The sequence below is a fragment of the Rubrivirga sp. genome, assembly GCF_965213695.1.
GTDB lineage: Bacteria > Bacteroidota > Rhodothermia > Rhodothermales > Rubricoccaceae > Rubrivirga.
Genome location: NZ_OZ243912.1, coordinates 71400 through 98227, shown reverse-complemented (window position 1 = coordinate 98227; position 26828 = coordinate 71400). Strand labels below are relative to the sequence as shown.

At 72.3% G+C, this 26828-nt stretch carries 22 protein-coding genes; 4 read left to right on the top strand and 18 right to left on the bottom strand.

Going from position 1 to position 26828, the window contains the following annotated elements; translation table 11 throughout:
* The first annotated feature begins 105 nt into the window (after positions 1 to 105).
* Positions 106 to 2400, top strand: a complete 2295-nt coding sequence (locus ACOOHE_RS00455; protein ID WP_420455835.1) for a TonB-dependent receptor — start codon at positions 106 to 108, stop codon at positions 2398 to 2400.
* 77 nt (positions 2401 to 2477) lie between these two features.
* A complete protein-coding gene (locus tag ACOOHE_RS00450) occupies positions 2478 to 2831 on the top strand; it encodes a hypothetical protein (RefSeq protein WP_420455834.1) in 354 nt (117 codons plus the stop codon).
* Between the two features lie 32 nt (positions 2832 to 2863).
* On the opposite strand, the gene ACOOHE_RS00445 is transcribed toward ACOOHE_RS00450, so the two are convergent.
* The 15 genes from ACOOHE_RS00445 to ACOOHE_RS00375 form a co-directional block, all read right to left on the bottom strand.
* Positions 2864 to 3148: a DUF721 domain-containing protein gene (locus ACOOHE_RS00445; RefSeq protein ID WP_420455833.1), complete on the bottom strand. Its 285-nt coding sequence runs from the start codon at positions 3146 to 3148 to the stop codon at positions 2864 to 2866.
* Positions 3149 to 3285: 137 nt separating this feature from the next.
* A complete protein-coding gene (locus tag ACOOHE_RS00440; RefSeq protein ID WP_420455832.1) occupies positions 3286 to 5049 on the bottom strand; it encodes a hypothetical protein in 1764 nt (587 codons plus the stop codon).
* A 291-nt stretch (positions 5050 to 5340) separates the two neighbouring features.
* Positions 5341 to 6624, bottom strand: a complete 1284-nt coding sequence (gene ftsZ / locus ACOOHE_RS00435; protein ID WP_420455831.1) for a cell division protein FtsZ — start codon at positions 6622 to 6624, stop codon at positions 5341 to 5343.
* A gap of 116 nt (positions 6625 to 6740) precedes the next feature.
* Entirely contained in the window at positions 6741 to 8069 is a 1329-nt protein-coding gene (gene ftsA, locus ACOOHE_RS00430) for a cell division protein FtsA (RefSeq protein ID WP_420455830.1), read from the bottom strand.
* 24 nt (positions 8070 to 8093) lie between these two features.
* Positions 8094 to 8909: a cell division protein FtsQ/DivIB gene (locus ACOOHE_RS00425; RefSeq protein WP_420455829.1), complete on the bottom strand. Its 816-nt coding sequence runs from the start codon at positions 8907 to 8909 to the stop codon at positions 8094 to 8096.
* Positions 8909 to 10357: a UDP-N-acetylmuramate--L-alanine ligase gene (murC, locus tag ACOOHE_RS00420; protein ID WP_420455828.1), complete on the bottom strand. Its 1449-nt coding sequence runs from the start codon at positions 10355 to 10357 to the stop codon at positions 8909 to 8911. The genes ACOOHE_RS00425 and murC overlap by 1 nt, the downstream gene beginning before the upstream one ends.
* Positions 10354 to 11514 (bottom strand): undecaprenyldiphospho-muramoylpentapeptide beta-N-acetylglucosaminyltransferase, encoded by a 1161-nt coding sequence (murG, locus tag ACOOHE_RS00415; RefSeq protein ID WP_420455827.1) that lies wholly within the window; start codon positions 11512 to 11514, stop codon positions 10354 to 10356. The genes murC and murG overlap by 4 nt, the downstream gene beginning before the upstream one ends.
* 55 nt (positions 11515 to 11569) lie before the next feature.
* Positions 11570 to 12712 carry an FtsW/RodA/SpoVE family cell cycle protein gene (locus ACOOHE_RS00410; RefSeq protein WP_420455826.1) on the bottom strand — a complete coding sequence of 381 codons (1143 nt, stop codon included), beginning with the start codon at positions 12710 to 12712 and terminating at the stop codon, positions 11570 to 11572.
* 94 nt (positions 12713 to 12806) lie between these two features.
* On the bottom strand, positions 12807 to 14276 hold the full coding sequence (murD, locus tag ACOOHE_RS00405; RefSeq protein ID WP_420455825.1) for a UDP-N-acetylmuramoyl-L-alanine--D-glutamate ligase: 1470 nt from the start codon (positions 14274 to 14276) through the stop codon (positions 12807 to 12809).
* The gene (gene mraY / locus ACOOHE_RS00400) at positions 14273 to 15430 is read right to left on the bottom strand and encodes a phospho-N-acetylmuramoyl-pentapeptide-transferase (protein ID WP_420455824.1); all 1158 of its coding nucleotides are present in this window, start codon (positions 15428 to 15430) and stop codon (positions 14273 to 14275) included. The genes murD and mraY overlap by 4 nt, the downstream gene beginning before the upstream one ends.
* Before the next feature lie 250 nt (positions 15431 to 15680).
* Complete coding sequence (locus ACOOHE_RS00395) at positions 15681 to 17237, bottom strand: UDP-N-acetylmuramoyl-L-alanyl-D-glutamate--2,6-diaminopimelate ligase (protein ID WP_420455823.1); 1557 nt, start codon at positions 17235 to 17237, stop codon at positions 15681 to 15683.
* The gene (locus ACOOHE_RS00390) at positions 17234 to 19270 is read right to left on the bottom strand and encodes a penicillin-binding protein (protein ID WP_420455822.1); all 2037 of its coding nucleotides are present in this window, start codon (positions 19268 to 19270) and stop codon (positions 17234 to 17236) included. The genes ACOOHE_RS00395 and ACOOHE_RS00390 overlap by 4 nt, the downstream gene beginning before the upstream one ends.
* Positions 19271 to 19406: 136 nt before the next feature.
* Complete coding sequence (locus tag ACOOHE_RS00385; RefSeq protein ID WP_420455821.1) at positions 19407 to 19886, bottom strand: hypothetical protein; 480 nt, start codon at positions 19884 to 19886, stop codon at positions 19407 to 19409.
* Between the two features lie 71 nt (positions 19887 to 19957).
* Complete coding sequence (rsmH, locus tag ACOOHE_RS00380) at positions 19958 to 21070, bottom strand: 16S rRNA (cytosine(1402)-N(4))-methyltransferase RsmH (protein WP_420455820.1); 1113 nt, start codon at positions 21068 to 21070, stop codon at positions 19958 to 19960.
* A gap of 43 nt (positions 21071 to 21113) precedes the next feature.
* Positions 21114 to 21497 carry a division/cell wall cluster transcriptional repressor MraZ gene (locus tag ACOOHE_RS00375; RefSeq protein WP_420455819.1) on the bottom strand — a complete coding sequence of 128 codons (384 nt, stop codon included), beginning with the start codon at positions 21495 to 21497 and terminating at the stop codon, positions 21114 to 21116.
* A gap of 335 nt (positions 21498 to 21832) precedes the next feature.
* Between ACOOHE_RS00375 and ACOOHE_RS00370 the strand changes: the two genes are divergently transcribed.
* Positions 21833 to 22504: a LexA family protein gene (locus ACOOHE_RS00370; protein WP_420455818.1), complete on the top strand. Its 672-nt coding sequence runs from the start codon at positions 21833 to 21835 to the stop codon at positions 22502 to 22504.
* A gap of 50 nt (positions 22505 to 22554) precedes the next feature.
* Here ACOOHE_RS00370 and ACOOHE_RS00365 read toward each other — a convergent pair whose 3' ends face one another.
* The 3 genes from ACOOHE_RS00365 to acpP all read right to left on the bottom strand — a co-directional run bounded on the left by ACOOHE_RS00365 (position 22555) and on the right by acpP (position 25546).
* Positions 22555 to 23745 carry a DUF819 domain-containing protein gene (locus ACOOHE_RS00365; RefSeq protein ID WP_420455817.1) on the bottom strand — a complete coding sequence of 397 codons (1191 nt, stop codon included), beginning with the start codon at positions 23743 to 23745 and terminating at the stop codon, positions 22555 to 22557.
* Positions 23746 to 23938: 193 nt separating this feature from the next.
* Positions 23939 to 25204 carry a beta-ketoacyl-ACP synthase II gene (gene fabF, locus ACOOHE_RS00360; protein ID WP_420455816.1) on the bottom strand — a complete coding sequence of 422 codons (1266 nt, stop codon included), beginning with the start codon at positions 25202 to 25204 and terminating at the stop codon, positions 23939 to 23941.
* Between the two features lie 96 nt (positions 25205 to 25300).
* On the bottom strand, positions 25301 to 25546 hold the full coding sequence (gene acpP, locus ACOOHE_RS00355; protein WP_420455815.1) for an acyl carrier protein: 246 nt from the start codon (positions 25544 to 25546) through the stop codon (positions 25301 to 25303).
* Positions 25547 to 25815: 269 nt separating this feature from the next.
* Here acpP and ACOOHE_RS00350 point away from each other — a divergent pair, with 269 nt between their 5' ends.
* On the top strand, positions 25816 to 26826 hold the full coding sequence (locus tag ACOOHE_RS00350; RefSeq protein ID WP_420455814.1) for a glycosyltransferase family 2 protein: 1011 nt from the start codon (positions 25816 to 25818) through the stop codon (positions 26824 to 26826).
* Positions 26827 to 26828 lie beyond the last annotated feature (2 nt).

Sequence of the window (26828 nt, the reverse complement as noted above, 5' to 3'; positions counted from 1 at the left end):
AACACGCCGGACGCGGTCCGGCCCCGCGCTGCACGAGGTGTGCAGCGCCCGTCCCCACGTGCGCCTCCGGGCGCAGTGCGGCCTCTCTCTGCCGACTCTTTCCCGATGACACTCGCTCTCCGCCGCTTGGCGCGGCTCACCCTCTTTGTGGCCTTCCTCTCGGGAAGTGCCCTCGCCCAGTCTGCCGGCCGGCTCGCCGGCACCGCCACCGAGGCCGACACCGGCACGCCGCTCGCCGGCGTCAACGTGGTCCTCGGCACCGGCCGCAACGCGGTCACCCGGCCCGACGGCCGGTTCGAGATCTCCGGCATCCCGCCGGGCACGTACACCGTGCGGATCAGCTCCGTCGGCTACCGGCCCCTCGTCCAGTCCGTCGCCGTCGCGGCGGGGACGACGCGGCTCGACTTGGTGCTCACGCCCGGCAACGCCGAGATCGGCGAGGTCGTGGTCGAGGGCCGGGCCACGAACCTGGTCGGCGTCGCGACGGCGGCGTCCGAGGGGTTGGTCGGGCAAGAGCAACTGGCCCTCCGGCCGCTGCTCCGAGTCGGCGAGGTGCTGGAGACCATCCCCGGGACTATCGTCACGCAGCACAGCGGGTCCGGCAAGGCGAATCAGTTCTTCCTGCGCGGGTTCAACCTCGACCACGGGACGGACTTCTCGGCCACGCTCGACGGCGTCCCGATGAACCTGCCGACGCACGCGCACGGGCAGGGTTACCTCGACCTCAACTCGCTGATCCCCGAGATCATCGACCAAGTCGCGTTCGAGAAAGGGCCGCAGAACGTCGCCGCGGGCGACTTCTCGACGGCCGGCCGCGCCGACATCCGGCTGGTGCGACGGCTCGACCGTACCATCGTCAAGGCCGAGGCCGGGGCCGACGACTTCTACGAGGGGCTCGTCGCCGGCTCGTCGTCTGTCGGCGGCGGTGACCTCCTGATCGCCGCGCGCGGACGCTACTACGACGGGCCGTGGGTGAACCCGGAGAACAGCGCGCTCGCCAGCGCCGTGGCCAAATACTCGACGGGGACGGAGGCGAACGGGCTGTCGGTGACGGCGCTGGGCTACTACTCGGACTGGGACGCGACGGACCAGATCGCGCGCCGCGCCGTCGAGGCGGGGACCGTCGACCGGCTCGGCGCGCTCGACCCGACGAACGGCGGCACGACGGGCCGCTACACGCTCTCGGCCGCCACGCAGTCCACGACGCAGAGCGGGGCGCGGACGCGCGTCGAGGCGTACGCGGCGGTTTACCACCTCAACCTGTTCTCCAACTTCACCTATTTCCTCGACGACCCCGACCAGGGCGACCAGTTCGAGCAGGCCGACCGCCGCCTCTACACGGGCGGCGGCGTCTCGCACCGCTGGCTGATGCCGACGTTGGGCCAGGGCGCGGTCCACACGGTCGGCGTGGACGTGCGGCACGACCAGATCTTCGGGGTCGGCCTGTTCAACACCCAGGGCCGCGTGCGCGTCGGGACGGTCCGCGACGACGAGGTGGCCCAGAGCACCGTCGGGGTCTACGTCCGCAACGAGACGCGGTGGACAAACTGGCTCCGCACGACGGCCGGCCTCCGCGCCGACGTCTACCGGTTCGACGTCCAGAGCGACATCGACGTCAACTCGGGCGTCGAGACGGACGTGATCGCGAGCCCCAAGGTCGGCCTCGCGCTCGGGCCGTGGCGGAGCACCGAGGTCTACGCGAACGCCGGGCTCGGCTTCCACAGCAACGACGCGCGCGGCACCACGATCACCGTGGACCCGTCGAGCCGCGAGGCCGTCGACCGCGTCGACCCGCTCGTGCGGACGCGCGGCGCCGAGCTCGGACTGCGGACGGCGGCGCTGCCGGGCCTGCAGGCGACGGTCGCCCTGTGGGCCATCGGGCTCGACTCGGAGCTCCTGTTCGTCGGCGACGCGGGCGGCACGGAGGCGAGCGACGCCAGCCTCCACGTCGGCGTCGAGGTGACGAACCACGCGCGCGTGACGGACTGGCTCGACGCGACGCTCGACGTGGCCCTCACCGAGTCCCGGTTCACCGACGTGGGGGAGGCGGACCGGATCGAGAACTCCATCGGCCGGATCGTCACCGGCGGCGTCTACGCCGGGCGCGAGACCGGGCCGATGGGCGCGCTCCAGGTCCGCCACTTCGGCCCGCGCCCGCTGACCGGCGACGGGAGCGTGACGGCCGACGCGACGACCCTCGTCAACGCCAAGGCCGGCTGGCGCTTCGGCGCGCTCGCCGTGTCGCTCGACGTCCTCAACCTGCTCGACGCCGACGACGCCGACGTGAGCTACTTCTACGCCTCGCGGCTGCGCGGCGAGCCGGCCGAGGGCGTTGAGGACGTCCACTTCCACCCGGTCATCCCGCGCACGACGCGGCTGACGGCGCTCGTCCGGCTGTAGGCCGTCGCCCCCACGGACACGACGGGCGGACCCCACGGCGGGGCCCGCCCGTCTCATCGGCCCCCTCCCCCAGGCCCATGTTCTCCGTCCTCTCTCCCCGCGCGCACGGCGTCCTCGACTACGTCACGGTCGCCATTTTCGCGCTGGCGCCGACCGTCCTCGGGCTCGTCGGGCTCGCGGCGACGCTGAGCTACGTGCTCGCCGCCGTCCACCTCCTGACGACGCTGCTGACGGCGTTCCCGCTCGGCGTGGTCCGGCGCGTCTCGTTCCCCCTCCACGGGACCGTCGAGCTCGCCGTCGGCGCGGCGCTGGTCCTGGCCGGGTCGTTCCTCTTCGAGGGGACCGCGCGGATGTTCTACCTCGTCATGGGCGTCGTCATCCTGCTGGTCTACCTCCTGACCCACTACAGGGGAGCGCCGGCCACGGTCTAGACCCGGGCGACGGACGGACTCCGCCCGCCGGCCTATCGGAAGATGACCTCGTCGACGACCTCGCGGCCGAGGTGGGCGTTCATCCGCTCGCGCCACTGCTGGCGCTGGAACTGGAGCTGGTGCCGCCACGGGGCCGACCGGACCTTGACGTAGAGGGTCCCGTGGCGCATCCAGACCTGCTCGGTCACGCCCGCGATGGCCTCGCCCACAAGCGTCGGCCACGCCTCGACGGCCCGCGCCGCGTCGAACCGCTCGCGGTAGCCGTAGCGGTCGACGAGCTCGGAGAGGACGGCGCCGAGGGGTTGGGGCTGCGCCATGAGTTGAGCGGGTTTGGCGAGTCGCGCGGGTCGAGCAGGTTGGAGACGTGACCCAGGGCTAGAGGAGGGTACGGCATCTCCGATCTGCCAGACGGCGAAACCCGCGCGACTCGCGAGACCTGCCGAACCCACCGGACCTATCCCCGCGTCGCCAGGTGCCACAGGAAGCCGACCTCGTCGGTCGAGGTGACGGCGAGCGCGACCAGGCCGGCCACCGCCAGCAGGAACGGGACGCCAAACCCGACGAGCACGGCGCGCGAAGGCGGCGCGTAGGTCACGGCCTGGAGGTCCCACATCATCTTGTACCCGGCGACGACCTCGACGAGCAGGCCGACGCCCAGGAACGCTGGCGCGAGCAGGGTCGCGAGCTCGGCGTCGATGCTGCCGAGCAAGAGCGAGACCACCATCAGTGGGAACCAGCCCCACCGGCACCACACGGCCAGCGACAGGGCCTGGGCCGGGCGGAGCCGGCGCCGCCCCGAGATCACGTTGAGCCAGATCAGCGAGAGCAGGAGCCACGCGGCGTAGACGAGGGCGAGCGCTGCGACGAGCAAGAGCGGACGGCCGAGCAGTCCCGTCAGCCGGGCCTGGCCATCCAACGACCACGAGGCCGTCGCCGCCGCGAGCGCGTCGGTCCGCGCCAGCGCCCGCAGCGCCGACGTCCCGACCACGCCGAACGCCAGCGCGAGCGCGAGCGCCAACCCCGACGTCTCGGACGCCGACAGGTCGAACCCGCGCTGGACGGCCTCGCGGTACAAGTCGCGGCGGCCGAAGTAGCGCGGGGCGAGCGAGCCCAGACGCGGGGCCCCGGCGTAGAACACGCCGAGGCCGAGCACGAGTCCCCACCCGATCAGCAGGAGCGGCGACGCGCGGCGCTCCTGGCGGGCCTCCGACCCGGCGTCGAACGCGAACACGCGCTGGCGGCCGGTCCAAAACCCGCTCGCCACGTCGAGCGCCGGCCGGGGCTCGTCGCCCTCGCCCAACAGGCCGAACCGGGTCCCAGTGACCTCGGCGCGCTGGTCCCGCTCGACGCGCTCGGCGTCGGCGTCGCGCCAGCGGTAGACGAAGACGGCTTCGGGCGGCTCGGCGAGGGCGAGGATCGCGCCGAACGTGTCTTCGAGCGCACGGGCCTGAGCCGCCTCCGTCCCCAGCGTCCGCCACCCGCCGGGCTGCCCGGGCCGGACGCCGACGCCCACCGACGCGAGCCCTGCGGGCGTGTCGCGGCGGGCCCGCCACCGGCGGAGCGTCTCGACCGGGTCGCGCTCGCCGGCGTCCAGGAGCACCACGTCGACCGTCGCCGCCGCCCGGTCGTCCTCGGGGAAGCGGCTGACGTAGTACGTCCGGGTGCCGGGTGCGCCGCGGTCGTGCGCGAGCGCCGTCAGCGCCTCGAAGTAGGCGCGCGCGCGCGGGTCGCTGGTGTCGCTGGACCGGGCGAGCCCGAAGTGCCGGGCGGCCGGGTACGGCCGGGCCCGGTCGAGCGCCTCGGCGAGCAGGCGAGCCGCTTGGTCGGTCCGGCGGCGCAGGAACATAGCGGGGAGCCCTTCGACCGGCAGGTCCTGCCACAGCGCGATGCCGAGCCGGCTCGCCGCTCGGAGCACGAGCGTGTCGGCGACCAGGTCGGTGCGGACGGTCCGAACGCCAGCCCGGCGCATCGCGACGAGGTCGGCGACGGCGGCGTCCGTGTCGGCCGGGGCGCTCCAGACGACGCCGGCCAGCGACGGCGCGAGCGGCGGGAATGGGCCGGACGGAGCGAGCGCGGCCGAGTCGAGCCGGGTGAGCGGTCCGGTCGGCCGAGCGTCCGCGCGGGCCGTGTCACCCGCCGTTGTGTCGGGATCGGCCGGCGGGGCTTGGGCGGCGAGGGGCGCCGCGACGAAGACGGCGAGGGCAAGAAGGCGGAGCACGGGCGGGAGGGGACCGGCCGACAGTACGCGCGTCGCCTCGCCCCGTTCGCCACGTCGACCGGACAAAAGAGGCCCCGCCGGGCGGAGATCCGGCGGGGCCTCAGGACAACCCTGGCGAAGTTGTCCGGGGGGACCGTTTGAACGATGAACGACGAAGGCTGAACGATGAAAGGTTCGTCCTCGGACGCCCCGCTCGATCCTGTGCCCGGAGGCTACAGGCGGGAGGGTGTCACGAGTGCGTCACCGCCCCGCCCGCGTTTCCACTTCAGCGTTCATCGTTCTCCGTTCGGCCTAGTCCATCATGCGGCGCAAGAACGCCGGCACGTCGGTGTCCTCCTTGTTGATCCGCTCGCGGCGGGGGACGTCGGTGGTGGGGAGGGGGCGGACGTTCGACGGGCGCCGGTCGTCGCCGTCGCGGCTCGACGTCTCCTCGTCGACGCGCGAGCGGTCGGGATGCGGCGAGGCCGGGGTCCGGCGCTCGTAGGCCGGCACGTCGAGCGTCCGGAGGTTGTCCTCGCCCTTGTAGGGCGGGGCGCCGTCGGCCGTGCCGAGCGTGACGCGCGGGCGGCGGGCGGGCGCCTCGTCCTCGGCCTCGCGCGCCGTCTGGTCGAAGCCGGTCGCGATGACGGTCACCCGGAGCGAGTCGCCCAGCGTCTCGTCGATGACGGTCCCGAAGATGACCTCGGCCTCGTCGCCGGCCTCGTGCTGGATGACGCCCGTCGCCTGGGTCGCCTCCCGCACGCCCAGGTCGATCCCGGCCGTGATGTTGACGAGCACGTTGCGCGCGCCCGCGATCGAGATCCCATCGAGCAGCGGCGACGAGATCGCCTCCTTGGCGGCCCGCTCGGCCCGCCGCTCGCCCGAGGCAATCGCCGACGACATGAGCGCCGTCCCGCCGTCGAGCATCGTCGTCCGGATGTCGGCGAAGTCGAGGTTGATGAGGCCGTGAACCGTGATAAGCTCCGAGATGCCGCGCGTCGCGTTGTAGAGCACGTCGTCGGCCATCTCGAAGGCCTCGACGAGCGTCGTGTCGTCGTCGGCCACGTCGAGCAGGCGCTCGTTCGGGATCACGATCAAGGTGTCGACGACCTCGCGGAGTTGGGCGATCCCCTGGTCGGCCATCCCCGACCGCTTGCGTCCCTCGGCCGTGAACGGCTTGGTCACGACGGCGACCGTCAGGATCCCCATCTTCTTGGCGAGCGCGGCCACGACGGGCGCGGCGCCGGTCCCGGTCCCGCCGCCCATGCCGGCGGCCACGAACACCATGTCGCAGCCGTCGAGCGCCGCCTCGATCTCGCGGTGGCTCTCCTGGGCCGCGTCCGCGCCGACGCTCGGCCGGGCGCCGGCCCCGAGCCCCTTCGTCAGCTCGCGGCCGACCTGGATCTTCGAGGGCGCCTGGTTGGCGGTGAGGGCCTGCGCGTCCGTGTTGATCGCGATAAACTCGACGCCGTGGATGCCCTTCGTGAGCATGTTGTTGACGGCGTTGCCACCTCCGCCGCCGACGCCCACTACCCTGATCAGGGCCGTGTCTTGGGCGTCGTCGTCGAACGTGAATCGGGTGCTGAAGTCGTCCATATATGTCCCTCCGGAGGGGGTGTGTCTTGCCAGGGTTGGGAGTGGTGGCAGGACAACCGGCAAGGTACCGGCTCCGCAGTCCTGCCACCGCGGTGTGGATAAAGGGTGTGGAAGGGTCAGAGCTCGTCGAACCAGCTCCGCATCCGGCTGGCGATCTTGTTGACGAGCCCGTCGGGGTCCGAGTCGTACCCGTCGCCGACCGCGCCGACGGGCTCGCCGACCGGCTCGGGCGTGTCGTCGTCGGTCGCCGGCATCAGGAGCGACGTGCCGCGCCCGGCGCCCGTCCGCAAGCCGTGGAGCACGAGGCCGACGCCGGTCGCGTACTTCGGGTCGTCGACCTCCTCGACCAGCCCGCCGGCCAGCCCGAGTGGGCGACCGACGCGGGCTTCGAGCCCCAGGATCTCGGCGGCCAGCTCGGCCGTGCCCGGGATCAGCGCCCCGCCGCCGGTCAGGACCACGCCGGCCGACAAGTGCCGGCCGTAGCCGGACCGCTTGATCTCGATGGCCACGAACTCCAGGATCTCCTCCAGCCGCGGCTGGATAATCTGAGCCAGCGTCGACTGCCCGATGGACTTGTCCGGGCGCCCGCCGATGCCGGGGATCTGGATCTCCCGGTCCTCCGTCACCATGTCGACGAGCGCCACGCCGTACTCGTGCTTGAGCCGCTCGGCCTGGTCGTGCAAGATGCCGAGCCCCTTGCGCAGGTCGTCGGTCACCTTGTTGCCGGCGACGGCGACGACGGCCGTGTGGCGGATCGTCTTGTCCTCGAAGATGGCGATGTCGGTCGTGCCCCCGCCGATGTCGACGAGGACGACGCCGACCTCCTTCTCGTCGTCGTGGAGCACGGCGTGGGAGCTCGCGAGCGGCTCGAGCACGATGTCGTCGACCTCGAACCCGGCCTTCTCGATGCAGCGGTACACGTTCTTCGCCGCCGACACGAGCCCGGTGATGATGTGGACATTCGCTTCGAGGCGGACGCCGCTCATCCCGATGGGGTCGGCCACGCCGTCCTGGCCGTCGACGATAAACTCCTGCGGCAACACGTGGAGGATCTCGCGGTCGGCCGGCATCGCGACGTGCTTCGTGTCTTCGAGCAGCCGGAGCACGTCGTCGCGGTTGATCTCGCCGCCGGTCACCGTGATCACGCCCCTGCTCTGGAAGCTCTGGATGTGGTCGCCGGCGATCCCGACGACGACCGACTGCGTGACGACGCCCGAGGCGTGCTCGGCCTCGGCGATCGCCTTCTTCACGGCCTCGACCGTCTTGTCGATGTTGACGACGACGCCGCGGTTCAGGCCCTCCGACTCGGCGAGGCCGACGCCGCGGACGTGGATCCGCCCGAGGTCGTCGGACGACGCCACGACGGCGCAGATCTTGGTGGTCCCGATGTCGACGCCGACGACGACGCGGTCGCCGGTGGGGGGAGTGCGGTCCGGGTGGGGCATGGGTCTTGGGGGTTTGGGGAAGGATTACGCGGGGGGCGTCGCGGCCTCGGCCGCGGTCGAGTCGGTCGGAGCGCCGGGCCCCGCTTCGCGCGTCACGACCTGGCCGTCGAAGCGGAGGTCGACGACGTCAAAGCGGACGTCGGGTTGAGGCAACACGGCTTGGTCCCAGAAGGCGCGGAGCCGGCGGAGCTGGTCGTCGTGGCCCGCGTCGGTCGCCAGGCGGACCGGGACGCTCCCGTGGCCGGCCACGGGCGTGGTCCACAGCGTCGCACGGCGGCCCCACTCGACGTCCGAGACGAGCGCGTGCGTGGCCTCATCGGCCTGGGCCAAGGCCGCCAGGAACGACCGCAAGCCGGCATCGGCGACGGGCTGAGCCGGGTGGTAGTCGGGCGCGCCGGTCAGGACGGGCACGTCGAACAACGCGGGCGACGCCGCGTCGGCCGGCATCGCGAAGCCGTCGGCGTCGAGGAAGTGGCTCGCGCGGCCGGCATCGTCGAGGACGAGCACAACGGGGACGCGCTCCTCGACGGCGATCCGCAGCGTCCCGGTCGGCAGGCGGCGGGCCGATGCCGTGGCCACCCACGGGTGGCGCTGGGCGCGGTCGGCGATGAGCGCGGGCGCGAGCGAGAACAGCGCGACCGAGTCGGGCACGGCGCGCGTCAGCGCGATCACCTCGTCGGCCGGCGCGTACTCGGCGCCGACGACGTCGATGCGTTCGAGCGGGAGCGTCCGCTGCCACACCCAGGCGGCGGCGAGCATGACCGCGAGCACGACGCCGCCCGCGACGCGGACGAGCCGGCGCCGACGCGCCCTTTTCTGGTCTGGGGTCCGTGTCGCCATCAGGAGACCTCGTCGGCTGTGCTCGACCGGAGCGCTTCGAGGAACGACTCGCCAAAGCGCCACACGTCGCCGGCGCCCATCGTCACGACCAGGTCGCCGGGGCGGACGAGCGCCTGGAGGTGGACCGGCAGCGCGCCCTTCTCGGCGACGTAGTGGACGTCGCGGTGGCCGTACTGCCGCGCCAGGTCGGCGACGAGCTGGCCGGTCACGCCGGGGATGGGCTCCTCGCGCGCCGGGTACACGTCGGTCACGACGAGGACGTCGGCGTCGTAGAAGGCGTTCGCGAACTCCTCGGCCAGGTCGCGCGTGCGGCTGTAGAGGTGGGGCTGGAAGACGGCGACGACGCGGCGGTCGCCCCAGCCCCGCGCGGCCGCGGCGAGCGTGGCCTCGATCTCGGTCGGGTGGTGGGCGTAGTCGTCGACGAGCAAGACGGTGCCCGTCTGGCCGCCGACGTCGAGCGTCGCCTCGCCCTTGACCTGGAAGCGGCGGTCGACGCCGGCGTACTGGGCCAGCCCGTCGGCGATCTCGCCGAACGGCACGCCGAGCTCGAGCCCGACGGCGACCGCCGCCAGCGCGTTGCGGACGTTGTGCAAGCCCGGTGCGTGCAACGTCACGCCGCCCAGCCGCTCGGTCCCCTCGAACACGTCGAACTGCGTCACGGCGCCGACCTGCTCGACGGACTCGGCGCGGAGCGACGCCTGGCGGCTGGTCCCGTACGTCCGCACGGGCCGGTGGACTCGGCCGAGGACGGACCGGACGTTCTCGTCGTCCAAGCACAGGATGGCGGCGCCGAAGAACGGGACCGAGTTGGCGAACTGGACGAAGGCGTCCTTGATGTCGTCGAGGTCGGCGTAGATGTCGAGGTGGTCGGCCTCGATGTTGGTGACCACGGCCACGATCGGCGCCAGCCGCAGGAACGTCCGGTCGTACTCGTCGGCCTCGACCACGATGATCTCGCCGCCGCCGGCGACCGCGTTCGACCCGAACACGGCCACCTTCCCACCGACGATGATCGTCGGGTCGAGCCCGGCGTGCTGGGCCACCAAGCCGACCATCGTCGTCGTCGTTGTCTTCCCGTGCGTCCCGGCGATGCCGATGCCGCGCTTGGCCCGCATCAGCTCGCCCAGCATCTCGGACCGCTTGATGATGGGGATGAGTCGGCGCAACGCCTCGGCCGTCTCCGGGTTGGCCTCCGGCTCGCGGACGGCCGACGAGTACACGACGACGTCAGCGTCCTGGACGTGCTCGGCCGCGTGGCCCTCGTGGATCACGGCGCCGAGCGCTTCGAGGTGCGCCGTGACGTCGCTCTTCTTGAGGTCCGAGCCCGAGACCTCGAACCCGCGGTTGATGAGCACCTCGGCAATCGACGACATCCCGATCCCGCCGATCCCCACCATGTGGATCCGCCGGACCGTGCCCATCTCGCCGAGTTTGCGGATCTCGCTCATCGGGCCACGGTGTCTGCCAGAGCCACGACGGCCTGGGCGATGGTGGTGGCCGCCTCGGGCCGCGCGATCCGCAGGGCGGCGGCGGACATGGCCGCGCGGGCGTCGCCGTCGTGCAGCAGCGTCGGGACGACGGCCTGGAACTGGAGGTCGAGATCGGGCTCGGGCAAGAGCCGCGCGGCGCCGGCGTCGACGAGGGCCTGGGCGTTTTTGGTCTGGTGGTCGGCGGTGACGTTGGGGCTGGGAACCAAGACGGACGGCGTGCCGGTGACGGCCAACTCGGAGCACGTGATGGCGCCCGAGCGGCACAGCGCCAGGTCGGCGGCGGCGTAGGCCAGGTCCATCCGGTCGAGGTAGGGGACCAGCCGCAGGCGCGGATGCTCGGGGACGGCCGCGCGGAGCGTGTCGTAGTAGCGCTTGCCGGCGGCCCAGATCACGAACGCCCGCTCGTCGGCCAGGAGCGCGTCGAGGTTCAGCTTGAGTGCCCCGTTGATCGGCCCCGCGCCGAGCGAGCCGCCCATCGCCAGCAGCACGTCGGCCGCCTCGGGGATCTCCCAGTGGGCCCGCGCCTCGTCCTGATCGACGTCCACCAGGTCCTGGCGGACCGGGTTGCCGGAGACCTCGGTCGGCGCGCCGTCGAAGTAAGGGACGGCCGCCTCGAACGCCAGGAACACCTTGTCGGCGCGGGACGCGAGAAGCTTGTTGGTGGCCCCGGCGTAGGCGTTCTGCTCCTGCAACACCAACCGGCGCCCGCGCAGCGACGCCGCCAGCCCGACGGGCCCGCTCGCGTAGCCGCCCGTTCCGACCACGACGTCGGGGTCGAACGCGCCGACCAAGCGCCAGCTGTCCCACAGGCCCTTCGCCAGCTTGAACGGGAACGCCGCGTTCCGCGCCAGCGCGCTCGCCGAGAGCCCGCGCTGGAACCCGCTCACGGTGACGGCGCGGATCGGGTAGCCCGCCTTGGGCACGGCCTCCCATTCCATCCGGTCGCGCGTGCCGGCGAACGCGATGGCCGCTTGGGGCCGCAGCTGGCGCACGGCGTCGGCAATGGCGATGGCGGGGTAGACGTGGCCGCCCGTCCCGCCGCACGCGAACAGCACGCGCGGCGTCCCCGAGGGGAGGCCGGCTCGCGAGGCGGAAACGGGGGTGGGGGAGGTCACGAGTACGGCGGGAGATTGTCGGTAGGGACACCATGCGTGGTGTCCCCACGGGGGATCAGGAGGACGGTGAGGCGTGGCGCGAGACGTTGAGCAGGATGCCGACCATGGCGCCGGTCGCCAGCATCGACGTGCCGCCGTAGCTCACGAACGGCATCGGCAGGCCGGTCACGGGCAGCAGCCCGCACGTGACCATCGCGTTGACGAACCCGCCCAGCACCACGGCCGTCGTCAGGCCCGTCGCCAGGAACAGGCCGAGCGGGTCCGGCGCGCCGCGCGCGACCCGCAGGAATCCGCGCCCGAGGATCCACACGAACACGAACAGCACCACGAGCGCGCCGATCAGCCCGTACTCCTCGGCGATGATGGCCAGGATGAAGTCGTTGTAGGGCGCCGGGAGGAAGTCGCGCTGGACGCTCTTGCCCGGCCCGACGCCCGTCAGCCCGCCCATGGCGATGGCGATGCGGGCCTGGTCGGCCTGGTAGTTCTCGTCCTGGCTGTCGATGGCGATGGCGTCGTTCGAGGCGAACAACTCCAAGCCCGTCCACGCTTCGAGCCGCGCGGCCCGCTGCGGGCTCGACGCCAGGAACCCGACGGCCAGCACGGCGCCGACCAGCGCGACCACGGCCATGTGGACCAGCCGCACGCGCCCGACGAACAGCATGGCGCCCATCGTCGCCGCGAGCACGGCGGCCGTGCTCAGGTCCTCCATCCCGATGAGCAGGACCGTCGGCGCGATCCAGACCAGGAGCGGGACGAACCCGCGCTGGAGGTCGCCGATGTAGTCCTGCTTCCGCGCCAGCAGCACGGCCACGTGCAGGATCAGCGCCACCTTGGCCAGGTCCGACGGCTGGAACGAGATCGGGCCCAGCTCGAGCCACCGCTGGGCCCCGTTCGTCACCACGCCCAAGATCTGGACGGCGACCAAGAGCGCGAGCGCGCCGATAAGTGCCAGCTTCGACAGCCGCGCCAGCCACCGGTAGTTCACCAGCGAGAGCGCCCCGGCCACGCCGAGCGCCAGCCCCACCCGGACCACGTGCCGGAACAGGAACGCCTCGGTGTCGCCGCCCGACTTGGTCTCGGCCAGGAACGACACCGCCGAGTACACCGCGAGCACGCCCGCCGCGCTCAGCGCGAGGACGGCCCAGATCACGGCCCGGTCGGCCGGGCGGCGCGGGAGGCTGGCGGTGGCGGTGGACATCGGGTTGGTCGGTCGGCGTCGGTGTTGGGGCGGTCGGAGTGGATACGTGATTCGTGATGCGTGAAGGGGCTCGCGAAGAGTCACGTATCACGAATCAGAGAGCGTGGACGAGTCGCTTGAAGGTGTCGCCGCGGTCCTCGTAGTTCTCGAACATGTCGAACGAGGCGCAGGCCGGGCTCAGGAGCACCGTGTCGCCGGGCTCGGCCATGAGCCGGGCGTACTGGATGGCCTCCTCCATCGAGTCGGCGCGGGCGACGCGGGGCGTGTGCGGGCCGAGCTCGCGCTCGACGGCCTCGGCCCCCTCGCCGATGGCCACGATCCCCGTGACCTTGTCCTCGACCAGCCCGACGAGCGGGCCGTAGTCGTTGCCCTTGTCGCGCCCGCCCGCGATCAGGACGACCCCGCCATCCGTCGCCGAGAAGCTCTCGAGCGCGTACCAGACGGCATTCACGTTCGTCGCCTTCGAGTCGTTGACGTAGGCCACGCCCTGGACCGTGCGGACGGTCTCGAGCCGGTGCGGCACGCCCTCGAACGACGTCAGGCTCTCGCGCACGACGTCGCTCCGGATCTCGACGGCGCGCGCCACGATCGCCGAGGCGAGCGAGTTGTACAGGTTGTGGCGCCCAGGGAGCGCCAGGTCGGAGGTGGGCATGAGGGTCTCTGGACGGAACGTGGGGGAGAGCCCGCCGGGCGGAGTGCCGATGGCGGGGAGGTCCAGGACGATGTCGCCGTCGCGCACGAACGCGCCGGGCGAGGGCTCGCCGTCGGCCGAGAAGGCGACGGGGACGAGCCCGCGCTCGGCGGACCATGCAAGGACGTGCTCGCGGACGAGGGCGTCGTCGTGGTTGTAGACCAGCCAGTCGCCCGGCTGGAGGTTGTCGAACAGGCGGAACTTGGCCGCGGCATACCGCGCCAGGTCGTGGTCGTAGCGGTCGAGGTGGTCCGGCGTGATGTTGAGCAGGACGGCGACCGAGGGTCGGAACGTGGCCACGTGGTCGAGCTGGAACGACGACACCTCCAGCACCACGACCGTCTCGGCGTCGAGGTCGTCGACGTAGTCCGAGAAGGCGTAGCCGATGTTGCCGGCGACGACGTGCCGGCGGCCGTCGACCGCGCAGACGTGGCCGATGAGCGACGTGGTCGTCGTCTTCCCGTTCGAGCCAGTCACGGCCACGATGGGGGCGGGGCAAAACCAGCTCGCCACCTCGATCTCGGCGTACACCGGCCGCTTTTGTCGCAGCGCCGACTGAATCAGGTTGCTCGTCGACGGGACGCCCGGGCTCAGGACCAACCAGTCGGCGTCGAGCGCGCGCGCCGTGTGGCCGCCGAACTCGCTCGCGATCCCGTCCTTCGCCAGCGCCTCGGCGACGCCGGGCTCGGCCGCGCCGTGGTCGGTTAGGAACACGTCGGCGCCGTGGCGGGCGAGCAAGCGGGCGGCCGAGAGCCCGCTCCGGGCGCCGCCCACGACGGTCACATGCGAGCCGGGCACGGCGTCGCGCAGCGCGTCCGCCGAGACGGACGTCTCGGGCCGGACCGGCGGGAGTTGGAGGCCGGGCGTCGTCATCGGATCCGGAACAGGAAGAGCGCCGTGATCGACAGCAGCGCCGTGACGATCCAGAACCGGATCACGATCTTCGACTCGTGGACGCCCAGCGCCTCGTAGTGGTGGTGCAGCGGGGCCATTCGGAAGACCCGGCGCCCCTCGCCGTACTTCCGCTTTGTCCACTTGAAGTAGCCCGTCTGGACGATCACCGAGAGCGTCTCGGCGAAGAAGATGGCGCCCACAATCGGGAGGTACAGCTCCTTCTTGATCAGGATCGCCAGCGTCCCAATCGCCGCCCCGAGCGCGAGCGAGCCCGTGTCGCCCATGAAGACCTGGGCCGGGTGCCCGTTGTACCACAGGAACCCGAAGCACGCCGCCGACAGCGCCGCCCCGAAGATGACCAGCTCGCTCGTGCCCGGCAAAAACACGTCGTTGACGAACGCGGCCAGGTTCGCGTTGCCCGTGATGTAAGCCATGGCCACGATGGCGAGCGTCGCGAACGCCGCCGTGCCCGCCGTCAGCCCGTCGAGCCCGTCGGTCAGGTTGACCGCGTTCGAGACGCCGGTCAGGATGAACGTGATGACGGGGATGTAGACGAGCCACCCGACCTCGACGCCGACGAGCGGCGACAGGAAGTCGTAGTCGATCCCGCCGTCGGGGACGAACGGGAGCGACGTGAACGTGTCGGAGTAGCCGTCGGCCGGCAGCACGAACACGATGAGCAGGGCCACCAGGACGCCCAGCGAGAGCTGGCCGGCCAGCTTCACCTTGGGCGCGATCCCCTCCTTGTTCTTCCCGATCGTCTTGATGTAGTCGTCGGCGAACCCGAAGGCGCCCATCCACAGCGTGGCCCCGAGCGCGATCCAGACGTAGGCGTTCGTCAGGTCAGCCCAGAGCAGGACGCCCGACGCCAGCGCCAGGAGCAGGATGACGCCGCCCATCGTCGGCGTCCCGGCCTTGTGGGCGTGGCTGACCGCGCCGGCGTCCTCGCCCTCGCGCACGGTCTCGCCGATCTGCTTGGTGCGGAGGTACCGGATGATCTTCTTGCCGGCGAACAGGGCCACCAAGAGCGCCGTCGCCGCCGCCAGCCCGGCGCGGACCGTCGAGAACTGGAAGACCTGGAAGCCCGGCGGCTGGTAGGTCTGCTCGATCCACTCGAAGAGGAGGTACAGCATCAGCAGGACCCCTCGGTCGAGTGGGCAGGGCGGCGCTGGGTCACAGCGCGCGCGCGAGGCACTGGGTTCGTCTCCGCACTCCCCTTGCTTACGTCATCCCCGCGAACGCGGGGATCCATACGGTGCCGCTCGACTGCGACGGTAGGCCCGGCGAGCCACCCTCTATGGATTCCCGCGTGCGCGGGAATGACCCTCTGGGGTGAGAGAACAGCACTGCGCCCCCGGCGGCTATCGAGACGAATGGGCGTCGTCATGCCTGGACCTCGCGAGCGGCCAGGGCGTCGCGCAAGACGGCGCGGTCGTCGAAGTCGCGGCGCTCGTCGCCGACGATTTGATAGGTCTCGTGGCCCTTGCCGGCGACCACGATCACGTCGCCCGGAGCGGCGCGGTCGGCCGCGTAGCGGATCGCCTCGGCCCGGTCGATGATCTCGACGACGGGCCGGGTTGCTCCCCGAACGATGTCGGCGACGATGGTCTGCGGGTCTTCCGAGCGCGGGTTGTCGCTCGTGACCACGACGCGCGCCGTGTGACGGCTGGCGACGGCACCCATCTCGGGGCGCTTGCCGCGGTCGCGGTCGCCGCCGGCGCCGAACACGACCCACAGGTCGTTGCCCTCGGGCACGATCTCGGCCGCCGTCGCCAGCACGTTGTCGAGCGCGTCTGGCGTGTGGGCGTAGTCGACGACGCCGAGCACGCCGCCGCCCCGCACCGTCTCGAACCGGCCCGGCACGCCGGGCGCCTCCGCGAGCGCGTCAAGCACGGCCGAGCGGTCGAACCCGAGGGCCCGGCCGACGGCGGTGCTGGCAGCCAAGTTGAGCGCGTTGAACCGGCCGAGCATCCGGTAGCGCCGCTCGTCGCCGTCGAGGCGCAAGCGGAGCCCGTCGAGCGAGTTGTCGAGCACCTCGACGCGGACGTCGGCGTCGGCGGAGGTCCCGTAGGTGACGACGCGCGCGGCCGTGTCGGCGGTCATCTCGGCCGAGGCCGGGTCGTCGGCGTTGACGACGGCGACGGCGCCCGGGCCGAGCCCGTCGAACAGGCGCTTCTTGGTGTCCCGATACTCCTCGAACGAGGCGTGGTAGTCGAGGTGGTCCTGGCTCAGGTTCGTGAAGACGGCGACCTCGAACGGCAGCCCGGCCACGCGGCTCAGGGCGAGCCCGTGGCTCGACACCTCCATCGCGGCCGTCGTGCAGCCGCCCTCGACGCACGCGCGCAGGAAGCGGTGGAGCGCCGGCGCCTCGGGCGTCGTGAAGGCCGTCGCGTAGCGCTCGGTCCCGATCCGGTTCTCGACCGTACCGACGAGCCCGGCGGTCTCGCCGAGCGTGGTCAGCAGGTGGTGAAGCAGAAAGACCGTTGTGGTCTTGCCGTTCGTCCCGGTCACACCGAGGAGGGCGAGCGCGTCGCCGGGCCGCCCGAAGACGTGCCCCGCAACCTCCGCCAGCGCGGCCCTCGTGTCCGTTGCCGGAACGAAAGCCGCGCCGGGGAGGCGCTCACCCTTCCCCAAGGGCGCCGGTGCCGACGAACGCGCCTGGAGCCAGCTCTCCGAAACGAGAGCGGCCGAGGCGCCGCGCGCGAGCGCGTCGTCGACGAAGTCGTGGCCGTCGCGGCCGGAGTGCGTGTCGGGGCGGACCGCCGCGAACAGGACGCCGGGCGCCGCGCGGCGGCTGTCGATGGTGACGTCCGAGATCAGCCCGTCCGTCGGGCCGACGGGCTCGCCAGCGAGTCCGCGAGTGCGGAGCGCGTCCGTCACCTCGGCGAGCGGGACCGGGGCGACGTGGATCGCGGGAGTCTGGGGGTGAAGCGCGCTCATCGGGTCCGGGCGGTGAGCGTGACCGACTCCGTCAGCGGCCCGCCGGCCGCGACGGACTGGCGGCGGACGACGCCGTGGCCCTCGACGCGCGCCTCGACGCCGAGCGACCGGAGCCACGCGACGGCCTGGCGGACGCTCCGGCCCCTCACGTTGGGCATCGCAGCCGGCGCGTCCTCCGCTTCGTCCAAGCGGAGCGCGTCGGACAAGTCGAGCGAGTCGGGGTGGTCCCGGGCGACGACGGGGCGCCACGGGAGGTCGTCGTCGTAGCGGACGCGCAGGCCCTCGGCGCGGACGCGGTGGGCGGCGAGCGTGGCCGGCAGCCCGTCGATCCGGGGCACGCGCGCGCCCGTCCGCTCGGCAATCGTGCCCGAGGGCGCGACGCGCTCGGCGATGGAGGGGAACGTCCCGATCCAGCGCCGCGCTGTCGCCCCGAAGACGGGCGCGGCGACGGTCCCGCCAGCGTAGCCGTTCGTCGGGTTGTCCAGAACGATGGCGAGGACGACCTCCGGCGCCTCGGCCGGGAACATGCCGACGAACGACGACCGGTAGGTCCGCGAGTAGCCGCCGCCGGTGGCCCGCTGGGCCGTCCCCGTCTTGCCGGCCACCCTCAGTCCGGCGACCTGGGCGAGCCGCGCCGTCCCGTCCTCGCCGACGACGGCCTCGAAGTGGGGCATCAGCCGGGCCGCCGTCTCGGCGCGGAACGCCCGCCGAACCGAGTCCTGCCGCGCCTGCCACACCACCTCCCCCGTCGCCGGGTCCCGCCGCTCGGCGACGACGTAGGGCCGAACCAAGAGGCCGCCGTTCGCCAAGGCGCTGTAGGCGACGGCGAGCTGGAGCGGGGTCACCTCGACGGCGTAGCCCCTGCTCATCGACGTGAGGGTGGCGCCGCTCCAGTCCTCGGGCTTGCGGAGCGACCCGGCCACCTCGCCCGGCAGGTCCACGAACGTGGGCTGGCCGAAGCCGAGGTCGCGGGCGGCCTGGTACAGCGGCCCGCGCCCGATCCGCTCGGCCGCCTCCGCCATCGCGATGTTGGACGACTTGGCGATGGCTTGGGCGAACGTGATCCGGCCGTAGGCCCGGGCGTCCTGGACCGTCCGCCCGTGGAAGACGCGCCAGCCGGCGCCCGTGTCGAACACGTCGTCGGGCGCGACGGCCCCGCTCTCGAGCGCGGCGACGGCCGTGACCAGCTTGAACGTCGAGCCCGGCTCGAGCCGGTCCACGACGGCGTGGTTGCGCCGGGCGGCGTCGGAGAACGCGCCGGCCCGGTTCGGGTCGTAGGTCGGGACGTTCGCGAGCGCCAGGACGGCGCCCGTCCGGGGGTCGAGGGCGACGGCCGTGCCCCAGCTCGCGCCGGCCGCCTCGACGCCTCGCGCCAGCTCCTCCTCCAGAATGGCTTGGCGGACCAGGTCGATGGTCAGCACCACGTTGTCGCCGTGGCGCGGCTCGACGCGCGTCCCCCCGACGACGGCGCGGACGACGCCGCGGCGGTCGCGCTGGACGGCCTGGCGGCCGGGCGTGCCCCGGAGCACCTCGTCGAGCGTCATCTCGAGCCCGGCCACGCCGTCGAGGTCGCGCGTGACGTGGCCCAGCACGTGGGCCGCGCGCACGTCGTAGTTATAGCGCCGCTGGTACGACGCGGTCACGATGAGCCCGCGGAAGCCGGCCGCGTCGAGCGCCTCCTTCGAGGCCTCATCCAGGTCGCGCACGAGGACGACGTACTGGCGGCTGGAACGGCTGTTGACACGGGCGCGAAAGTGCTCGGCGCCGCGTCCGGTCAACTCGCCGAGGAGGGCGTACAGCTCGTCGGCGCGGGCGTCGAAGCCGCTCACCGTCGGGTCCGCCGCCACCTCGTACCTCGCCGTGTTGACGGCGAGCGCCCGGCCGCGCCGGTCCAGGATCGCGCCCCGTTGCGCGGCCAGCGTGACCACGCTCTCGGACTGGCGCGCGCCCTGCGCCCGCAGCTCGTCGCCCTCGTCGATCTGGATCCGGACCAGCTGCGCGGCCACCAGGACCGGCAGGATCAGGAGCCCCACGAAGACGCCGTAGAGCCGAGTGAGAATGGAGTCGCGAGCGGCGATGACGAGTGAGGGGTAAAGAGTGAGGGGTGAAGGGCTGCTACATGGAAGGCGAGGTTGGGCGGCGGGCATCGAGCCCTTCACCCGCTCCCCTTCACTCTTCACCCAGGCGGATCGTGGGGCCGTACGCGACGCCTTCCTCCAGACCGAGCCCAGCGGCGCGGCCCAGGACCGCGCTCGGCCCGGTCATCCGGTCGACGTCGCCCTGCAAGCGTTGGTGCGTCAGGCGGAGCCGCTCGTTCTCGCGGCGGGCCTCCTGGAGCGCGTCGAGCGTGGCCCGAGTCGCGTAGGCGTGGCCCAAGAACAGCGTGATCACGACGCACACCAAGAGCGTCGTCAGCCCGAAGCGCAGGCTGGGGACGGCGTCGAGCGGCCGGGCCCGACGGACTTTCTTGGCCGCCTGGGTGCCGGCCTTCTTGGCACCGGCCTTGGCCCGCGTCGCCGTCCCCGCCAGCTTCGACGGCGGCGAGGCCGGCAGGTCGGCCCAGCCCGGCAGGGCCACGCTGGCGCGCGCCTTGGCCGAGGCCCGCCGCTTGGGCGGGCGCTTGCTGGTGGTCGTCGGGGTCGAGGACATGGGGAAATGGAAAAGGGAGGGCGAGGCCCGGGGGCGAGGGCGGCGTGGCCGGCTGAGGCCGCGCGGGCCGCTCACGCTCCCGGGCGTCGCTCGGGGGGCTCGGTGGGCGACGAGGCGTCGCCGGTGATTTTTTCGGCCACGCGGAGGCGGGCGCTCCGCGCGCGCGGGTTCTGCGCGACCTCGGCGTCGGTCGCCACGATGGGCTTGCGGGTGACGGCCCGCCACGGCGTGATCGGGTTGCCGAAGGCGTCCTTCTCGACCTGGGCCGAGAACCGGCCGGTGCGGAGGAACTGCTTGGCGCGGCGGTCCTCCAGGCTGTGATAGGCGATGACGGCCAGCCGGCCGCCCTCCGCCAGCACGTCGAGGGCCGCCGGGAGCGCCCGCTCCAGCACGTCCATCTCGCCGTTGACCGCGATGCGGAGCGCCTGGAACACGCGCGCCAACGACTTCAGCTCGTCGCGCGTCGGGACCGACTCGCGGACGGCGGCGGCCAGAGCGGCGGTCGTCGTCGGGGCGGCGCGCTTGATGGCGCGGGCGATGGCGCGCGAGCGGCGCTCCTCGCCGTACTGGTACAAGACGTCGGCCAGGTCGTCGGTGCGAAGCCGGGCGACCAAGGCCGCGGCCGTCTCGCCGCGGTCGCCCATCCGCATGTCGAGCGGGCCATCTTGTCCGTAGGCGAAGCCGCGAGCGGCTTGGTCGAGCTGGTGGCTGCTCACGCCCAGGTCGAGCAAGACGCCGGCCGCCGCGCGCCCGTGCGTCGGTCCCAGGTCGTTCCGGGCGAGCAGGCTGTCGAGGTCGCCGAAGTTGCCACGGAGCGCGACGAAGCGGCCGGCGGCCTCCGCCTCGGCCAGGCGAGTGCGGGCGGTCGCCAGCGCCTCGGGGTCCTGGTCGATCCCGACGACGAGCGCGTCCGGCCCGAGCGCGTCGAGCAGCGCCGCCGCGTGCCCGCCGCCACCCAACGTTCCATCGACGTAGAGGCCGGCCGTGTCGGTGACGAGCGCGGCGACGGTCTCGGCCGGAAGAACCGGCGCGTGGTACGTCGTGGCGTAGCGGAGCCGGCCGCCGTCGGCCGGGGCATCCAGCCCGCCGCCCCCCTGCGCGCCGCCGGCGCCCACGTCGGAGCCGAGCCCGACGCGAGGGTCGTCGGAGCGGTCGGCGCGGCGTGGGCGGCGAGGGCGGGTCATGGGGGGGACGGCGGTCATGGATGCGGGTGGGATCTCCGGGGGGTCAGATCCCGCCCATCACTCGCTCCGCGAGCGACTCGTAGTCGGGCTGGTCGTTGATGTGGGCCTCGAAGCCGGCGGGGTCCCAGACCTCGAGCCGGTCGAAGGCGCCGATGACGAGGGCCTTCTCGCCCGGCTGGAGGCCGGCGAACTCGACGAGCGGCTTGGGCACGGCGATCCGGCCCTGGGCGTCCATCGTCACCTCGTCGGCCCAGCGGTTGAGCTGGCGGACGAACACGCGGTCCTCCTGGTTGAACATGTTGAGCCCGCGCATCCGGGGCTCGATCTCGCCCTCCCAGTAGTCGAGCGGGTACAGGACGACGCACTGCTCCTCGCCGCGCGTGGCCACGAACGTCTCCTTGGCGTCCGGGCTCAGGGCCCGACGCATCTTCGCCGGCACGGGCAGTCGGCCCTTGCTGTCGAGGGAGTTCTCCGCTTGTCCTTTGAAACCGGCCACGGCCGGGAGGGGGTGTGCGCAGGAGGGGCCGCCAGGCTGCGGGGCTGATTCCCCACTTTTCCCCACTGCTCACCCAAGGTACACCACCCCCTCAAACAGGCTCAGAAAGGCCCCTTTTTGTGGATAAGTCCCCTTCTTACCCACGGCCGTGTCGACGGCGACCCCCGCCGGAGACCGAAAGTGAAAATCATTTCACCCCTCTTATCCACTGGGTGAAAATGGTTTCACCTATCTTCGGGACTCCCCACCTGCCCCGCCAGCGTCCCATGCGCGACCGGCTCACCGAGCGTCAGAACCAGGTCTACGAGTTCCTGCGGACCTACGTCCGCCGCAGCGGGAAGCCGCCGACCATCAAGGAGATCGGGGCCCACCTCGACATCAAGTCGACGAACGGCGTCCACAAGATGCTGGTCGTGCTCGAGACCAAGGGCTACATCAACCGGACGAAGCACGAGGCCCGGGGCATCGAGATCGTCGACGACGTGGGCTACGCCGACGACGAGCCGCCGGGCGTGCTCATGCTCAAGCTGAAGGAGGGCGTCGGCCGGCGGGCCCGGCCGCTGACCTCGGAGACGGCCGACCACCCGCTCCCGCGCTCGCGCCGGCCGCTCCTGCTCGACCCGTCGCTGGTGCCCGACGACGTCGACCTCGACGACTGCCTGGGCGTGGTCGCCAGCGACGACGGGATGAACGGGGCCGGCGTCCGCAAGGGGGACTTGGTCGTCGTCGAGGAGATGGACTGGCGCGACGTCCCGAACGGGGCGTTGGCGGCCGTCCTGTTTTTCGACCACGTCGTGATCCGCCGGTTCGAGTTCGTCAACGAGCGGCTCCACTTCCGCGCCGCCGACCGGACCTACGCCGACGAGTCGGCCCGGCCAGACGACGCCGAGTTCTTCGTCGTCGGCCGCGCCCTCGCGATGATGCGCGAGCTCGCGTAGGGGGCGGTTCGGAGTTCGGAAAGCCAACTCTGAACTTCGAACTCTGAACCCTACATCGCGAGCTGGCCCAGCATCCAGGCGCAGCCGAGCGCGGCGTAGATGCCGAGCACGTAGCCCGAGACCGCCATCAGCAGGCCGACCGGGGCCATCGCGGGCAGGTACACGCCGGCCACGATCGGCGCCGACGCCGCCCCGCCCACGTTCGCCATCGAGCCCGTCGCCACGAAGAACAGCGGGGCCTTCAGCAGCTTGGCCGCCAGGAACAGGAGCCCGATGTGGACCGCGAGCCAGACGACGCCCATCAGCAAGTAGGCCGGCGCGTCGAGCACGGCGGCGAGGTCGGCCGTCGCGCCGATGGACGTGAGCAGGAGGTAGAGCGCGGCGAACCCGATCCGGCTGGCGCCGTCGGGCTCGAGCCGGCGGATGGGCGTGAACGACAGCGCGAGCCCGACCGTGACGGCGATGAGGACGGCCCACGTCCCGCCCGAGATGATCGTCGGGTCGCCGAGCGTGGGCAGGGCGCCGCCGAGCACGCGCGACAGGACGGCCGCCCCGAACCCGAGCCCGACGATGATGGCGACGGTCGCCGTGGTCGAGGGCCGCCGCGTCTGGTCGATCTGCTGGAGCGTCGCGTTGACGCGGTCGATGGCCGCCGAGTCGGCGCCGACCCAGGCGTCGAACCGGGCCTGGTAGCCCGAGAGGAACAGCAAGACCGCCATCCACCCGTAGCCCACGACCGTGTCCACGACGATGATCGGCGCCAGCCCGGCGTCGCTCAGCCCGACCGACTCCTTCAGCGCCAGCATGTTGGCCGTCCCCCCGATCCAGCTCCCCGCCAGCGCCGCCATCCCCTGCCACGTCTCGGGGTCGCCGATAAACTGGCCGACGGCGAGGTACGCGACCGGCCCGCCGATCACGATGCCGAGTGTCCCGACCAGCATCATCAGCAGCGCCAGCCGGCCCAGGCTCAGGATCGCGCGGACGTCGATCGTGATCATGAGCAGGAACAGCGCGAACGGGAGCAGCACGTAGCTGAACCAGTCGTAGGCCGGGTTCGTGGCCGGCGTGACGCCGAACGTCGTCAGCAGCATGGGCACGAAGTAGGCCCAGATCACTGGCGGGATGACCTCGAACAGCTTCGACAGGGCCGGCACGCGCGCGAGCGCGAACACGGCGGCGAGCACGGCCGCCAGCAGGGCGGCCACAGACGTGGGCTCGGTGACGAGGGCGGCGGGGTCCATGCGGGCGTCGGTGGGGCGCCGCGAAGATAGCCGGGCCGGCCCGAGCGGTCCGGCGGGCGCCCAATCGGGTTGAACCGTTTGGCGTCGTCTTGCGCGGTCCCCCTCGGCACCTGGCCGCCCCTCGGCACCGGCCGCAGGAGCGACCCGCCGGGTCGCGCCCTACCAAGGCCGTCGCTCTCTGCCCTCGACCGCTCTACCCCTCGTCCTCGACCTTGGTAAACACGACGCACGTGTTGTGGCCGCCGAACCCGAACGCGTTTGACAGCGCCACCTTGACCTCACGGTCTTGGGGCTCGTTGAACGTGTAGTTGAGGTCGCAGGCCGGGTCCGGCGTCTCGAAGTTGATCGTCGGCGGGATCCGGCCGTGGGTGATGGCCAGGATCGACGCGATGGCCTCGACGGCGCCGGCGGCGCCCAAAAGGTGGCCCGTCATCGACTTGGTCGAGGACAGGTTCATGCGGTAGGCGTGCTCGCCGAAGACGGCCTTGATCGCCTTCGTCTCGGCCACGTCGCCGAGCGGCGTGCTCGTCCCGTGCATGTTGAGGTAGTCCACGTCCGACGGGTCGAGGCCGGCCGTCTCGAGCGCCTGCTGCATCGCCAGCGTGGCGCCGAGCCCCTCGGGGTGCGGCGCCGAGATGTGGTGGGCGTCGGCCGACATGCCGAGGCCGGCGACCTCGGCGTAGATCCGGGCGCCCCGCGCCTTGGCGTGCTCGTAGTCCTCCAGGATGAGGGCCCCGGCGCCCTCGCCCATCACGAACCCGTCGCGGGCCGCGTCGAACGGACGGCTGGCGTGCTGGGGGTCGTCGTTCCGGGTCGAGAGCGCCTTCATGTTGCCGAACCCGCCGAGCCCGACCTCGGTGATCGAGGCGTCGGTCCCGCCGGCGACGACGGTGTCGGCCAGCCCGGCCTTGATAAGCATCCAGGCGTCGCCGATCGCGTTGTTCGACGTCGCGCACGCCGAGACCGTCGCGTAGTTGGGCCCGTGGAGCTGGTGCCGCATCGAGATGAGCCCCGGCGCCATGTCGATGATCATCATCGGGACGAAGAACGGCGAGAGCCGGCGCGGCCCGTGGGCGGCGTACTCGACCACCTGGTCCTGGAACAGCTTCATCCCCCCGATCCCCGACCCGACGATGACGCCGACGCGCGTCCGCTCCTCCTCCGTCATGGCCGCCGGGTCGATGCCGGCGTCGGCGAGGGCCTCGTCGGCGGCGACGATGGCGTACTGGGCGAACGGGTCCATCCGCCGCGCCTCCTTCCGGCCGAGGGTTTCGCCGGGGTCGAAGTCGGTGACCTCGCACGCGAACGTGGTCGGGTAGTCGCTCGCGTCGAAGTGGGTGATGGGCCCGGCCCCGCTCCGGCCGGCCATCATGGCGTCCCAGAAGGCGGGGACCGAGTGGCCGATGGGCGTGAGCGCGCCCAGTCCAGTGACGACGACGCGGCGGTCGGAGAACGACATGAGGGGGTACTCGGGGGGCGCCGGGGCGCGAACCAAAACCGGCGAGGCGCCCTGCGCCCCGCCGGAGAGAGTCGGTGAGGAGGAGCCGGGGCGGCCCTACGCCTCCTTGTGGTTCTCGACGTAGTCGATGGCGTCGCCGACGGTCGCGATCTGCTCGGCGTCCTCGTCAGGGATCGTCATGTCGAACTCCTTCTCGAGCTCCATGATGAGCTCGACCGTGTCGAGGGAGTCGGCGCCGAGGTCGTTCGTGAACGAGGCCTCGCGCGTGATGTCGGCCTGGTCGACGCCGAGCTTCTCGACGATGATCTCCTTGATGCGCTGTTCGGTGGACTCGGCGGCCATAGTGGGGTGGGCTGGCGTGAGGGCAGAGGGGGCGCCCGCAGGCGTGCGAGCGGCCGGTCAAGCTACGCCCGGCGGCCCGAAACGGGCAATCCGACGGCGAGATGAACGGCGGGTCCTGTACGCGCGTCGCCCGGAGCGGATTCGGCCCGGCGGGCGCCGCCGTCGAGAAACCGGACGTAGCCTCCGAACCGCGCGGCCCGTGGCCGTCGGCGCCCGGCGACTACGCTATGAGGTGTAATCCCGGCGCCCGTCCCGACTCCGACCCCGACATGCTGACCGTCTCCGCCATCGTCCCCGTCCACCGCGGGGGCGACGCCTTCCGCCGCTGCGCCGCGGCCCTCGCCGGCGCCCTCGGCGTCGAGGACGAGTGGGTCGTGGTGGCCGACGGCGAGACCGACGGGGCCTGGCGCGACCTCCCGGCCTCGAGGGCCTCGACCCGGACGCTCGTCCACCCGACCCCCCGAGGCCCCGCCGTCGCCCGGAACCGGGGCGCCCGAGAGGCCCGCGGTGACGTCCTGTTCTTCGTCGACGCCGACGTGGTGGTCCGGCCCGACACCGTCGAGCGCGTCCGGGCCGCCTTCCAGGCCGACGCCGGTCTCTCCGCCCTCGTCGGGTCGTACGACGACGCGCCGGGGGACCCCGCCTTTCTCTCGCAGTACCGGAACCTGCTCCACCATCACACTCACCAGACCGCGTCGGAGCCGTTCCGCACGTTCTGGACCGGCTGCGGGGCCGTCCGCCGCGACGTGTTCGAGGCCCTCAGCGGGTTCGACGAGGGCTACGCCCGGCCCAGCATCGAGGACATCGAGTTCGGGTACCGCCTGGGCGACGCGGGCCACCGGATCGCCCTCGACAAGGGGCTCCAGGTGACCCACCTCAAGGCGTGGCGCGCGGCCGACATGGTCGCGACCGACGTCTTCCGCCGGGCGGCGCCCTGGACCGAGCTGCTGCTCCGGCGCGGCGCCGTCGAGGACAACCTCAATGTGGACCGTCGCAGCCGGCTGAGCGTCGCGGCCGTGGGCACAATGGCCGCCGCCGCCGTCACGCTCCCGTTCCGTCCGAAGGCGGGGTCGGTGGCCGGAGCGGCGGCGGCACTCTCCTTCGTAGGGCTCAACGCAGGGTTCTACAGGTCCCTTTATCGGATCAAGGGACTGAGGTTCGCGGCTCTCGCCGTACCGTGGCACGTGCTCTACGCCGCGAGCAGCGGTGTCGGATTCGCCGTGGGTGCCGCCCGGCACCTTGCCCGTCGCCCCTCCATTCGGCTCCCGCCCGCCCCTTGACC

Excerpts from the sequence above, each read along its gene's own strand:
- ACOOHE_RS00455 (WP_420455835.1), top strand. The coding sequence starts at position 106 with ATGACACTCGCTCTCCGCCGCTTGGCGCGGCTCACCCTCTTTGTGGCC.
- ACOOHE_RS00450 (WP_420455834.1), top strand. The coding sequence starts at position 2,478 with ATGTTCTCCGTCCTCTCTCCCCGCGCGCACGGCGTCCTCGACTACGTC.
- ACOOHE_RS00445 (WP_420455833.1), bottom strand. The coding sequence starts at position 3,148 with ATGGCGCAGCCCCAACCCCTCGGCGCCGTCCTCTCCGAGCTCGTCGAC.
- ftsZ (WP_420455831.1), bottom strand. The coding sequence starts at position 6,624 with ATGGACGACTTCAGCACCCGATTCACGTTCGACGACGACGCCCAAGAC.
- ftsA (WP_420455830.1), bottom strand. The coding sequence starts at position 8,069 with ATGCCCCACCCGGACCGCACTCCCCCCACCGGCGACCGCGTCGTCGTC.
- ACOOHE_RS00425 (WP_420455829.1), bottom strand. The coding sequence starts at position 8,909 with ATGGCGACACGGACCCCAGACCAGAAAAGGGCGCGTCGGCGCCGGCTC.
- murC (WP_420455828.1), bottom strand. The coding sequence starts at position 10,357 with ATGAGCGAGATCCGCAAACTCGGCGAGATGGGCACGGTCCGGCGGATC.
- ACOOHE_RS00410 (WP_420455826.1), bottom strand. The coding sequence starts at position 12,712 with ATGTCCACCGCCACCGCCAGCCTCCCGCGCCGCCCGGCCGACCGGGCC.
- murD (WP_420455825.1), bottom strand. The coding sequence starts at position 14,276 with ATGACGACGCCCGGCCTCCAACTCCCGCCGGTCCGGCCCGAGACGTCC.
- mraY (WP_420455824.1), bottom strand. The coding sequence starts at position 15,430 with ATGCTGTACCTCCTCTTCGAGTGGATCGAGCAGACCTACCAGCCGCCG.
- ACOOHE_RS00395 (WP_420455823.1), bottom strand. The coding sequence starts at position 17,237 with ATGAGCGCGCTTCACCCCCAGACTCCCGCGATCCACGTCGCCCCGGTC.
- ACOOHE_RS00385 (WP_420455821.1), bottom strand. The coding sequence starts at position 19,886 with ATGTCCTCGACCCCGACGACCACCAGCAAGCGCCCGCCCAAGCGGCGG.
- rsmH (WP_420455820.1), bottom strand. The coding sequence starts at position 21,070 with ATGACCCGCCCTCGCCGCCCACGCCGCGCCGACCGCTCCGACGACCCT.
- ACOOHE_RS00375 (WP_420455819.1), bottom strand. The coding sequence starts at position 21,497 with ATGCGTCGGGCCCTGAGCCCGGACGCCAAGGAGACGTTCGTGGCCACG.
- ACOOHE_RS00370 (WP_420455818.1), top strand. The coding sequence starts at position 21,833 with ATGCGCGACCGGCTCACCGAGCGTCAGAACCAGGTCTACGAGTTCCTG.
- ACOOHE_RS00365 (WP_420455817.1), bottom strand. The coding sequence starts at position 23,745 with ATGGACCCCGCCGCCCTCGTCACCGAGCCCACGTCTGTGGCCGCCCTG.
- fabF (WP_420455816.1), bottom strand. The coding sequence starts at position 25,204 with ATGTCGTTCTCCGACCGCCGCGTCGTCGTCACTGGACTGGGCGCGCTC.
- acpP (WP_420455815.1), bottom strand. The coding sequence starts at position 25,546 with ATGGCCGCCGAGTCCACCGAACAGCGCATCAAGGAGATCATCGTCGAG.
- ACOOHE_RS00350 (WP_420455814.1), top strand. The coding sequence starts at position 25,816 with ATGCTGACCGTCTCCGCCATCGTCCCCGTCCACCGCGGGGGCGACGCC.